This is a genomic window from Actinospineispora eucalypti, assembly GCF_039543365.1.
GTDB lineage: Bacteria > Actinomycetota > Actinomycetes > Mycobacteriales > Pseudonocardiaceae > Pseudonocardia > Pseudonocardia eucalypti.
In genome coordinates, this window is the sequence record NZ_BAABJP010000052.1 from 201369 (window position 1) to 214150 (window position 12782).

The window sequence follows — 12782 nt, forward strand, 5'->3', positions numbered from 1 at the left end:
CCACCGGCTCCGCCACGCTGTACGACTTCGCGATGAGCGACGCGGTGTCGCTGGCGCGGAACGTGCTCGGGCTCAAGCCGTCGTGGAACTCGGCCGACCCGATTGAGGCGCGCAACGCCGACAAGGCCGCGGACGCGCTGCTGCGGGTGATCAAGCTGCTGGCCACCCGGCCCTTCGAGTTGTCCTCGGCGCGTGTCGAGCGGCCGGACAGCAGCCCGCCCTCCTCGCTGCGCAGCCAGGTGTTTCGCCTGCTCACAGGGAAGGAGGGCGCCCGCGTCGACGAGCTCAGGGCACACCTCGGCACCGACACCGAGAAGGCGTTGGCACGGCTGGTCGAGCGGGGCTGGCTGGTCCGCGACGGCGACCGGTACCGGATGGCGGCCAAGCGTGTCGCGTTGCTGAACCGGCTCGACGAGAACCAGCGAGCCGGCATCGTGGAGGTGCTGCTCGAGCTTGCCGGGGTGCCGATCGCCCAGCACGCGGACGCCAAGCCGAAGTCCGGCCTGGGTCTGCTGCTCGAGGGCCTGGCCGCCGCCAATGGCGCCAGCCTCGCCGAGCTGGCCGACGCGCTGGGCCGGGAGCCGGCCGAGGTGCGGTCGGTGTTGGACGTGCTGGTCGACGAGGGCTGGGCGACCCACGTCGGTGACCGGTTCCGGTTGGCCGAACGCCCGGCGGAGCTGCTTTCCCAGCTGGGTGATCCGGCGCGGGTCGCGCTCGCGCGGCTGTTCGCCCGCTGGCCGGACTGGCCGGACCGCCAGGATGCCGACTTGGCGGTGATGTGGGCCGCGCTGCACCGGTTCACCACGGCCCCCGTGCCGGCTCCCTCGGCGGAGCCCACGGTGGTGGTCGCCATTTCGCCCGCCGCGTTGGTGCCGGTGCGGCGCGCCCCGGTCGTGCCGGTCGAGGCAGCGCCGGTGCTGAACGACCTGCTGCGCGCCCTGGACGCCGCCGAAGAGCCGCGGACCGCCCGCCAGCTGGAGGCCTTGCGGCAGGGTTGGACGCGTGACCAGCTGCGGACCCGGTTGGGCGCGCTCGCCAAGCTCGGCGTGGTGCTCACAGCGGGTAGCAACGGCACGGCCTACACCTACGAGCTCACCGAGTTCGGCAAGTCGCTGCTGGCCCTCGAGCCGACCAGCGAAGACGAAGCCACCGTGGCCGGACTGCTGGCCGGCTGGACCAGCGCGGAGCGACTGCTGCGGCACGAGGCCGTGTTCGCCCGGCTGCGCGGTGACACGTCGTCCAACGACCCGGTGACGTCACTGCCGGCGCTGAGTGGCCTGGCGATGGGGCACACCGCCATCGCTCCGTGGCTTGGCTGGGCGCTGCTGGGTGCGGCTGTGGCGTTCGGGCTGGGCCTGCTGTTGGTCCACGTGCGGTCGCCCGAGCGGGAGGGCCGGCCGATCCGGGGTTCCCCGATCGGCTCGCTGCGGTCCCGCCTGGCGCGGTGGATCGGGCGCACCGTCGGCCGGCCGAGCGCCGAGCGCGGCCACGGTGCCCGGCCGGGTGTTGCCGGCGCTGTTGCCGCCGCCGCTGTGGTGTTGCCGCCGGTCGCCGAGCGGATGCGGGAGGTCGCTGGCCGGGTCGAGGCGGGTGAGCTGGACCAGGCGTTCCTCGAGCTGAGCGAGGTCCGCGACGACCTGTTCGGCTACCGCAACGACGTGGCGCGCAGCCGGGAGGACAACTGGGCGGAGCTCGGTCACTCGCTCGAGCTGGAGATCGGGCGGATCGACGGCGACGTCAGCATGTTGGCGGCCGGTGCGTCCGGGATCGGCGCGAACCCGCTGCTGGGCGATGCACTCGCGGCCAACCTGCGGCAGCGGGCCGATGCGTTGTACGCGCTGGGTTCGCGGGGCCACGGCATCGTGTCGTCGGGGGTGCTTTCCCTCTCCCCGGGCGACCTGGTCGTGTGTCCCGGGGTGCGTTCGACCGGTGGCGGGATTGTGTCCTCCGGGGTGCTGGAGTCCGGTGCTGGGCGCAACCGTCGGTGGCTGCCGGCCGGCGCGGTGTTGGCCGTGTTCGTCGGTGGTGTGCTGGCGATGTGGTTGGGGCCGGTGGTGGTCTGGGTCGCCGGAATCGTCACCGCGGTCGCGGGGGTCGTCCAGGTCTGGGCACCGTCGAGGCCGGTGGCTCGGGTGGTTCTCTACCTGGCCGGTGGGGCGACCGTCGGCGCGCTGATCGGCCTTGCGCTGGTCGGTGCCGGGGTGACCGCGCCGTTCGGCCTGACCGGCATGGCGATGGTGCCCGGCTGGCGGCGGTGGCTGAATCGGCCTGCCCGGGTGACTGAATCACCGGTGACGATCGGTGGCATGCGGCTGTCCGCCGCCAACTCGCCGGACGACGCCGGCTGGCAGCGGATCGTCGCCGCCGCGCCCCGCCGGCACAACCGGTCCCCGGGATCCGTACAGAGCGAGCGGCTGACCGCGTTCCTGGCCCAGGCCGGCTATGCGCAGGTCGGGACCCGCGATGCGGAGGAGATCCTGGCCGAGAACGACCGCGTCAACTGGGTGCTGCGGGACGACGGCGGGTTGTGGGTGTCGCCGACGTCCGGCAAGATCAACGGTTTCTTCGTGCTGATCAAGCACACCTGGCCGTCCGGCGGGCAGCCGTTCGTGATCGCCGCCGGGGAGGCCAGCGTCCGCCGGACCGCGGACCGGCGCCTGGTGGGTCGGTGGCTGAACACTCGCAGCAGGCACTACCACGGCGGGCTGGGCAAGGAGGAGAACCGGGTCGCGTACGCGCTGGGTGAGGTGGCTTTCGCCCGGCACGGCATCGTGTTCGAGCCCGGAGTCCTCGGCCGGGGCGTTCGTGCCGTTCGGGTGTGGCTGATGCCGCGGTCCCCGGAGCGGGACGGGCGGCCGACCCGGGGCTCCCCGGACGAGCCGGGCGACGACGACCTCCACTCGGGCGGTCCGGGCCGTGAGTCGCACGAGGACGCCACGCCCGCGCATCGGGCCGCGCTGGCGTCCGGGCTGAGCCCCGAGGACGCCCGGTTCGTCCTGCTGCCCGGGGAGATCGCCGCGCTCGGTGGCTACACCCCGGAGGAAGTGGCCGGCTGGTACGGCATCGCCCTGATCGACGACCTACCCGGGCACAGCGCGGACCTGGGCGGACCCGATGACCTGCGCGGCTACAGCTACCGCGGCTGGACCTACCTGGACACGGCGACATTCGGGTCGCTGGATGACGCGGCCCTGGCCGAGTTGCTCGAGCACGAGCGGCTGCACATCCGCCACCCCGGAAAACCGGAGTCGTGGGTCGCCGCGCTGGCACCGCTGCCGAACCTGGCCGTGCCGGTCGCCTCCCACCGCCTGCCGCCCGACCAAACCCACCCCCGGCTGGTAATCGGTGTCGGCCGGGCCGGGTGGTCGCACCGCGACGAGACGCTGCACGACCACCCGGCCGCGGGATCGGATCTGCTCGGCCAGCCCTCGGCCATCGATCTGCCCACCGAGCGCTACCAGGAGATCCTGCTCGAGGAGCTGCCGCACACCGCGTTCACCGGACCGAGGATCGGCGCGCTCGCCGAACTGATGACCGCGCTGCGGCTGGGCGGTGTGCTGCGCATGGACCTCGGCGGCGCCCGCCAGAAGACCCGCCGGTACGTCGTCAGCCTGTTGACCCAGCTCGGCGCGGAGGTCACCCCGTTGCCAGGGACGGACCGGGTCGTCGCGGTGAAGACGGGCCGGCCGTCGCGCGCGGTGTTCCGTGCGACGTACCAGCAGGTCCTGCGGGACGCGCCGCCGGCGCCGGCCGGCGAGCTGGCCGAGGTGGTCGCCTTCGCCGAGCGACAGCTCCGGAACGAGGATGCGGCGCTGGTCGTCGGCATCGACTCGCTGGCCAGCCACCTGAGCGCCGAGTGGCGGCGGGTGGTGGACGAGCTGGTCGCCGAGCACGGCGGCGACCGGGCCGCCGACCCGGCGGTCCACGCGGAGTTCGCCGCCGACCCGCTGGCCTTCGTGCGCAGGCACGGCTGGGCCGGCCAGGTTGCCGGCTACCTGCTGGAGGAGTTGGTCGCGGCGTCGTTGTCCGAGTCGGTCGCGTTCGGCACCGAGTTGTTGCGGAACGTGCGGGTGCTGATCCTCACCGAATCCGGGACCCACCCCCAGCAAGTCATCGAGCTCGACCTCCTGCTGGCGAACCGCTTCGGCCTGATCAAGTGGATGACCGTCAAACTCGACAAGCCATCCGGGGAGAATCGGGAGAACACCATCCTGCGCCGTCTTCTTAGGGAGATCCCCACCGGCTCCCCGGCGAAGTTGCGGGTCTACCTCGCGAACTGGCGGCCCGAGCACCTGTCGAAGCAGCAGCGCGCCACGGCGCTCGACGTGCTGGTGTCCTGGCGGGGCTCCGGCGACCCGATCCCGCTGGCCGAGTTCCGCGCCCGCTACCTCAAGCGAGACACGGCCCGCCCTGGCGACATCGAGCGGGTGACCCCGAAGGGCAACAGGGCCGGGTCACACATCGAGCTCACCCGCGACGAGATCACCGACGACGTGGCGCTAGGCATCCACCGCTGGCTGCGTGGCGGAAGTCCGTCCGCGACGCTGCCGTTCGGGCTTCTCGGGGCGGGCGACGCGGTCCACGACCCGGTGCTTCGGGCCGCCGTCGCCGCGGCGGTGCTGCTGCTCGCAGTGATCATGATCCGCGGCCCGCCGGTCTGGTTGACCGCCCTCGCGCACCGGCTTGTGGCGCCGTTGGCCGGTCCGCTGCTCAGCCGGGCGGCGCCGGTGATCCGTTGGCTGTTTGGCCTCACCGGTCGCGTGTCGGGTCGGTCCGGCGCGCTCTCCGAGGGCGGGCAGCGGCTGGAGTCCGACCAGGTTACGGCGGTCAACGCCAGGCTGGGCGAAGCGTTCAAGACCGGGTTGACGCGCCCACTCACCGAACCGGAGCGCGACACGCTGGGCAGTGACGACCCCCGGCTGTGGCTGCTGCCCGCCGAGCTGCTCGAGCAGCTGCCGGTGGACGGGCTGGTGCTCTACACCTGGATCGGCGCCCCGGTGCCGGGCGGCGTGTTGATCGGGGTGGCCGAGCCGGTGCTGCGCGAGACCGAAGGCATGCGCCGGCTTGCCAGGATGTTCGGCCAGCCCGGCTTGGTTCAGGCCATCGACGAGGTGGTGCGCCTGTTCTGGGAGCTCGGGCGGGCCTTCGAAGAGCAGCACCGGGTGCGGGGCGTCACCGAGGGGGAGCGGGACAACTGGGCGGCCGCGATCGGGGCACTCAACGGGTTGCGCGCTCAGCACGTGACGTTGCTGTCCGGGATGGCCGAGCGGCTGCGGGCGGGTGTTGCGGAGCTCGACGCGCCGGGTGGGATCACCGACCTGATGCTGATCTCCCTGGACTCCGTCACCAAGCCGGTGCCGGAGCTGCTGGCCGGCATCACCGCCCGCGTCGACTACGCGCTCGACCTGGCAGCCGAGATCGACCGGGTGCTCGGGACGGCACCGGCCCAGGCCGACCGGGAGGTGATCGAGGCCCTCCTGGCGCTGCGCGACCAGGTGCGCCGGCCGGCGGCGCTGTGGCAGCGGCTCGGTGTGGCGGTGCGTGCCCCGGAGAGCGAACCGATGCTCGCGCTCCGGCGGCTCGCGCGGGTCCAGGTGGCGTTGAACGAGCTGGAAGAGCGGTCCGATGGCCCAGCCAAGGCGGTGTACGCGCTGGCCCACCGGATCGCGGCGGTCGAGCGTCGGCTGCGTGCGCTGTGGGATGACGACCCGAGGCTGCTTGTCCAGCTCGACCCGCTGAAGGCTCGGATTGCCGCGCTCTACCTTCGGTGGAACCCGCCGAAGGCCGGCGAGTCGCTCGCCGACCGGGTTGCCGCGCTGCTCGGGGTCATTCCGGCGCACGCGGCGGACCTGGATCGGCTGAGCTGGCTGCTCCTGGAGCCGCCGGCGGCGCTGAGCGGCGTGGCCACCGAGAACCCCGACCGGTTCGTGCTGCGTGACGGGGTGAAGCTGCACCTCCGCGACACCGGGCGCGACCGGGTGCGGGCGGAGTTGGAGCGGGTGTTGGCGCTGGTCACCGACCCGCACCGGTTGTTCGCGGACCTGTTCGAAGTGCCGCACCGGCTGGACGACCCGATGCCGGCGGGCACGGTGCGGCCAGAGGTCATCCGGTTGCTGTCCAACTGGTCGGTGGAGAACGCCGAGGCGGCGCGGCTGTTCCGCGACGAAGCCGGGCGCGCGCTGACTCGCACGCAGCTGGAGACGGTCGGGGCAGTGCTGGTGCTGGCCTGGCGCACGGACCTGGACGACCTGCGCGCGGCCGCCACCCAGGTGGAGGTCCTCCCCGAGGGCCAGCGGCGCTCCGACCTGATCGCCGCGCTGCACCGGCAGCGGCAGGCAGCGGCCGCGCTGCACGAGGAGCTCGAGAAACGCTTCTTCGAGCTGGTCCGTCCGGGGCCGCGGACCGCCGAGACCGAGTCGGTCCTCGCCTTCCTGGGACCGCTGCTGCGCCTCGTGCTCGACCGGGCGTACCGGTGGGAGGAACTCATCCGTGCCCTGGAGGCGCCGAGGGACCCGACGGCCGTGGTGCACACCGCCGCCGATCGGGTCGACCGGGTGGCAGGCTATCTGGACCGCACCGCGGCGGCGCTCGACCGCGGTCTCGACCGGGCGAGTCGGCTGGTCGAGATGCGCCGAGTGTTGGGGCAACTCGCCGAAATCCTGCTGGTCGCCGAGCTGGTGAAGCGCGACCTGCCGGCCCGCGCCAGGGTCGAGACGCTGCTGTCGCGGCTGCGGGCGCGCTACCGTGCCCTCGACCCGTCCGGCGCGGCGCTCGGCGACCGGCTGGCCACCTTGCTCGGCCTGGACCTGGGCCGCCCGGCCGCGGTGCTCGAGGCCCAGGAGCTGCTGGACACCGACCTGGGCGAGCTGGCCGTGGTCCTCGCGCAGGACCGGTTCGTCCTGGAGGACGGTCGGGTCCGGCTGGCCGGCGACCGGGACGACCGCGGTTCCGGGGACACCGGTGGGTCTCAGCGGCACGCCTCTGTCGGCGCCGGTCTGGCCGGGCTCGCGCTGGCCACCGATGGCCCGTTGGCCTCGGTCAGGGAGCCGCTGGCCGCCCATCCGGTGCTCCTGGCCGTCGCGGTGGTCGTCGCGGTCGTCGTGATCGCGGCGTGGCGGTGGGTGCGTGGTGTGCTCCGGCAGTTCGACCTGGCGAAGTGGCACCTCGGTCGGGCGCAGCGGCTGCACGGGGAGCCCGGGGAGATCATGGCGACCCGGTTCGAGGTGCGGAACGCTGCCGAGGCGATCGACCGGTTCGCCACCCAGCTCCGCACACCGCTCGGGATCCTGGTGCCGTCCCGGCGTGCCGCGCTGTCTTGGTTGGCTGAGGCAGAGCCACGTTTGGCGCGGCTGCGCGCATGGCTGCCACGCCGGCCGGAGGAGCACCTGTCGCTGCTTTGGAAAAAGTCGGAGACCGGGCATGCCCCGGCACCCGAGCACCTGCGCCTCTACGCCTGGGAGGGCCGGCTCTACTGGGCGAAGGACGACACCCCGTTCGACACCAACGCCGACGGCATGAAGATGGCCTACGGCTTCAACCTGATGCTCTACGTGGTCGACGAGTACGGAAACTTCTACGCCAACGCGTACCAGCACGCCGACTTCTTCGAGGCCTGGCCGCTGCGCCCGCGGTTGGCCGCCGCCGGCTGGATCGGCACCGTGCCAGGCGAGCCCGGGTTGCTCGTGCACCTCAACACGATGACCTTCCAGTACCCGCCGGCTGATCTGGAGCAACTGCGGCGGCTCGTGCAAGAGCTCGGCCTGGATCTGAGCCGGCTGGTGCGCGTCGACGCCAGGCCGGGACAGGTCGTCCTGCGCCCGCACGGCGAGACTCCGGAGGACTTCCACCCGGGACCCGGCGACGGCGGCGGGCTCGCCGACGGAGTTGCCAGTGGCGAGGTCCGGCGGCACATGCTGCCGTGGATGCCCCGGCTGCGCGACAACGCGTGGGATCTGGTCAGCGATCGAGGCCGCGAGGAGTTCCCCTACCTGCTCGAGGCTGATCCCGAGCTGATCGGCTTGGTGGGGATCAGCGACACGCAACCGCTGGGCGGCAAGCTGTACAGCTTCGGCTGGCGTCCGGCCGGCGCCGCCCCGCGCCAGGGCTTCATCCTCGTCCCCGATTGGGTCGCCCACCTGTTCAACTGGCTGATCGGCCATGACCGGCGGTTCCTCGCCCTGTGGAACGCCTTCCTGCGCCACGAATGGAACCGCCACATCGCCGGCGACGACCACACCGGCGAGGCGCACGACGCCGAGAACGACGAGCTGGTACGTCAACTGCACGAGGCGGTGGCGGCGGTCGTTCGGGCCGCCGCGGCGCGCCCCAAGCCGACTCCGCCACCCGCGCCGGCCCGGCCCTCGGCGGCCCGGCTGAGCGACGAGCACCGCAAGATCGTGGACAAGGTGCTGCGGCGGCTGACCAACCTGCTCGAGAACCCGGCGCACCGGGAGGCGTTCCGTGCCGACCCGGAGGGTTTCGCGCACCGGTACGCGGGCTCGATCACCGGCGAGGTTTTCGAGCGGTTGGCGCGGGCGGAGCTGGACAAGCTGGCCCGTACCGGGGGCTTGCGGCTGCTGGCGAACGTGCGGCTGGGCGCGCGCCTGGCCAGCGGCAAGGTCAGCAAGAAGACCGTCAAGCAGTTCGATTACCTGCTGCTCGGTGACTCCGGGCTGGTGCTGTACGTGAGCGTGAAGAAGAACCCGAAGGAGTTCCAGCGCAGCCGCGAGACGCTGTTCCTGTCCGAGCTGCTCACCCGGATCCCGGTGGGCGACGTGGCGGAGCTGCGCGGGTATCTGGCGAAGATCAACGCGCTCGAGCGCGTGGACCTGAACTCGGTGACCGACCTGGTGGTCACCTGGAACGGAGCGTCCGGCTGGGTTCCACTGGGCGAGTTCCGGGACGACCGGTTGAAGCGGACCGACGTCGCCGACGTGACGATCAAGAAGTACTCGACCGGCGGCGAGGACCCGCTGTTCCGTTTCCCGTTGACCCGCCAGGAGCTGGACCAGGAGATGGTGCTCGGCATCGAACGGCTGGTCGCGGTCATCGAGGCTCGCGATGCGGGGGAGCGCGGGGCGTCGTGGCACAGGGGCGCCGAGCGGAGCGCGATGCTCGGGCCGGTTGGGCTGTTGCCCGACGGCGTGCCGACCTCGGTTCGGGTGGCCGTCGCGCTGATCGGCTCGGGGATCCTGTTGTGGTCGATCATCGTGCGTGGCCCGCCGGCCTGGCTGACGGCGGTGTTGCACCGGCTCGGGGCCATCGCCCGCTACCTGTCGTGGCGGGTGGCCGTGGTGCTGGGCCTGGCCGCTGTGTTGCTGGTGATGTCTGGGGTGGCGGGTGTGGCGGCCGCAGCCGAGACCGCCTCGTTCCGGGTGCCGATGACGGTGCTCGTGGCGAGTGCCGTGGTCGTCGCGGTGTCCGTCGTTTCGGTGCTGGTCACCGCGCTGTCGCGGGGCCGGTCACGGGGTGTGCGGCGGCTGGTGCGGGAGGTGGCCACCGAGCTGTTCGGGCTGTTGGCTGACCCACACGGCCGGATGGACGAGCACACCGGGCGCTGGTTGGCCGGCCAGGTGGCCACCCTGCATGAGCGGCTCGAGGAACTGCCGGCCGAGCCGTCCGAGGCCGACCCGTTGGTGCCGCCGTCGGCGCGACTGTTCACCGGGCCGGACGGGTCGCTGCGGCTGGGGCTGCGGCCGGGGAACCCGCAACCCGACGGCCATCGCGCGCCCGATCCGGTGGCGGAGCTCGCCCGGCTGATCTCCGGGACTCGGCTGGGCCGGCGGGCCCGGGAACGGGTGGCCGTCGCGGTGTTGCTGGCCACGGCCGTGGTCAACTACACGCACCGCAAGCACGGCAGAAAAGTCGCGTCGGTGCAGACCCGGCGGCTCTACGGCGGGTTGCTCGCCACCCTGCCGGAGGCGGCGGCGATCCCGGTGGGCGCGCTGCTGCGGATGCTGACCGACCCGGGAGTGCGGGTGCGCATCCCCACCATCCGGCCGCGCGGCCGGTCGCCGCCGGCGGATGACCGGGGCACCGATCCGACGCGTCACCCGAGCAGGCTGGGCCGGCTGAGCGGCTGGCTGGCCGGCCAGCCGGTGTGGGCGCTGGCACCCGGCGCCGCGATCGGCGTGGTGCTGACCGCCGTCACCAACCACTCGATGCTCGTCGCGGTACTCGGGTCGTCCCTGGCCGGCGCGGCCGGGGCGTTGCAGGCCCACCGCGGCCGGACCGCCCAACTCTGGTTGCGCCGAGCACAGTGGGCCGCCCTCGGCATATGGCTGGGTGCGTTCCCCTTCACCGTGTTCCTGCCCGGTTCTCCCGGCGTGAACGGGGCGCTGGAGCTGTACCCGGACAGCGACCGGCTCCGACGGAAAGAGAAGCGGCGGCTGGTGGCGGCGCTGCCGGGTCTGCCGGTCACCGAGCTGGACCCGGCCCGGACCGGGGCGCCGGCCGGGGTGCGGGTGGTGTCCTACCGGGCCGACGCGCTGGCCCTCGCGGTGGGAGCCCGCACCGCCGGGAAGATCGCCGCCTACACCGTTGACGGCGTGGTGTACCTGCCGGACACCGCGCTGACCCGGCTGTCGCCAGAGCTGCTGCGCGAGCTGGTCGGCTACGAGGTCGCCCATCGGGTGCGCGGCCCCACGCCCAGGTCGGTCCGGCTGCGGGACGCCAGGGCGCTGCGGGCCCGGCTGCTGCCCAGCTGGCGCGCGGTCAGGGGACCACCACCGGGGTGGCCGATCGGGCTGCCGCTCACCGTGCTGGGCGAGCTGACCGTCATCAAGGTATTCGGCCTCGACATGGACAAACGGGTCCGGGACCGGCGCGACAAGATCGTGTTGGCACGCCGCGAAGACGACGGCGAGCTGGTGGTGCTGCGGCAGTGGGAAGGCAGCCCGAACGACGCGATCCTCTCCGCCGCCGGCGCGGCGGCGTGGCGGGCCGGCGGGGGGTTGGCACCGTCGTCCCGGCTCGCTATCGCCTCGCGCGAGGTGCGCCGGCGCGACTCGGGCCGGTATGAGAACAACGGCACGCTGGTGCTTGCGGTCGGCGACCTGGTCGAGGTGGTCGAGTTCGGAGCCGGTCGGCACCCGGGGTGGTTTGCCCGGTGGCGCACGCGGCAGCAGCTGCGCGACGTGCTCGCGCTGATCGCGCTGATCCACGATTGGGACGGGTTCAGCGCACACAACCAGCTGGTGGACCGGGGCGTGCTGAGCCGGATCGACTTCGGCGCGGCGCTGTTGAAGATCGACCAGAGCTACCTGGACAGCCTGCTGGAGTTCCTGGGCTGGAACCCACTGCGCATGGTGAGCCGAGCCCGGTTGCTCGCCCAACTGGCCGATCTGGTGGCCCGGCGCGACGCGCTGCTGGCCGCGATGCCCAACGACGAGCTGTACCGGCTGCTCGCCCTGCGCCTGGACTGGGCGCGGCAGGTGGTCGAGGCGGGCCGGTTGCCCAAGCGACTCGCCGCTCGGCTGGCCTGGTTCGGCGGTCGGCGCACCCCGCTGGCGCCGCCGGCGGCGCTGCCCGACGTTCCCGCCGGTGGGTTGGCCAGGACCACGGTCACCCACCACCAGCTGGTCGAGCTGGCGATCTCCGGTGCCCAGGTGTGGCTGCGTGCCTACCAGCCGGTTCCCGGCGAGCGGTCCACCGCTGTGCCCGCCGGCCGGTACGAGATCAGCACGGTGGTCGGCCCGGGAGTGAACGGTGCGCTGGAGCTGTACCCCGACACCGACCCGCTGACCGAAGACGACGAGTCGGCGCTGGTGGCGGCGCTGCCGGGGCTGGAGCTCACCGAACTGGGCGCGGCCCGGACCGGGGCGCCGGCCGGGGTGCGGGTGGTGTCCTACCGGGCCGAGGCGCTGGCCGACGTCGTGGGTGCCAGCATCGCCGGGAAGATCGCCGCTTACACCGTGGACGGTGTGGTGTACCTGCCGGACACCGTGGTCGACCAGACGTCCGACGGGCCGCTGCGGGCGCTCGTCCGCTACGAGATCACTCACCGGGTGCGCGGCCCGACCGGCGAGCAGGCCTGGGAAACGGACGCCGCCACGGTCCGCCGCGATCTGCGGGCGGACTGGGCCCGCGCCGACGGGGCGCGGGACGACGCCCTGCGGCGCATCGAGATCGGCTACCTGCTCGGCGTGGTCGAACTGCTGCTGCACGAGCTCGACGCCGCGCACTGGGACCCGCTCAACGAGGCCGCCCGGCTGGTGGGCGAGCAGGCCCGGGCGCAGCTGCTCGCCACGCTCACGCGGCTGGGTCCGCCGGATCAGGCGGTGGCGATGTTCCGGGACATCCTGGACTACCGCACGCTCGTCGAGGCCGGGCCGGCGGTGTTGACGGCCTGGCGGAACCAGCGGCGGAGTCCGGCCGCGCTGATCGCGGCCATGCCCTCGGACCGGCACTGGGCCGTGCTGACCTCGCTGCTGGCCTCGACCGGCGACCTCACCGATCCGGCCGTGACGATCGCGGAGGGGCACCGGCGGGCCGCGACGGACGCTGACTACCCGGACGGGCTGCGCTGGGCCTATGGCTATGACATCGCGTTCGCGGTGTTCGGCCGGCTCGTCGAGGACGGCGGCATCGGGTCGGCGGAGCGGTTCTTCGCCGACGACCCGGAACTGGTCGCGGCGCTGCGCTTCGCGTACCTGTTCCTCGAGGGCCAAGTTGAGGAGACCGAGTTCGCCGGGCTGCCCGAAGGCCCGGCGAAGGACTGGGCGCAGACGCAGCTGACCGAGGACCTCTGGCGGGGCGAGCAGGCGGCGCTGATCGCCCTTTCC

The 12782-nt window shown here is 73.0% G+C and carries 1 protein-coding gene (only partly in view); it reads left to right on the forward strand.

The whole window is internal to a rhomboid family intramembrane serine protease gene (locus ABEB12_RS35890) on the forward strand: the coding sequence, 122763 nt in all, runs 73810 nt past the left edge and 36171 nt past the right edge, and what appears here is coding positions 73811-86592 (codon 24604, partial, through codon 28864, complete); the first codon wholly inside the window starts at window position 3. Both codon boundaries (start and stop) fall beyond the window edges.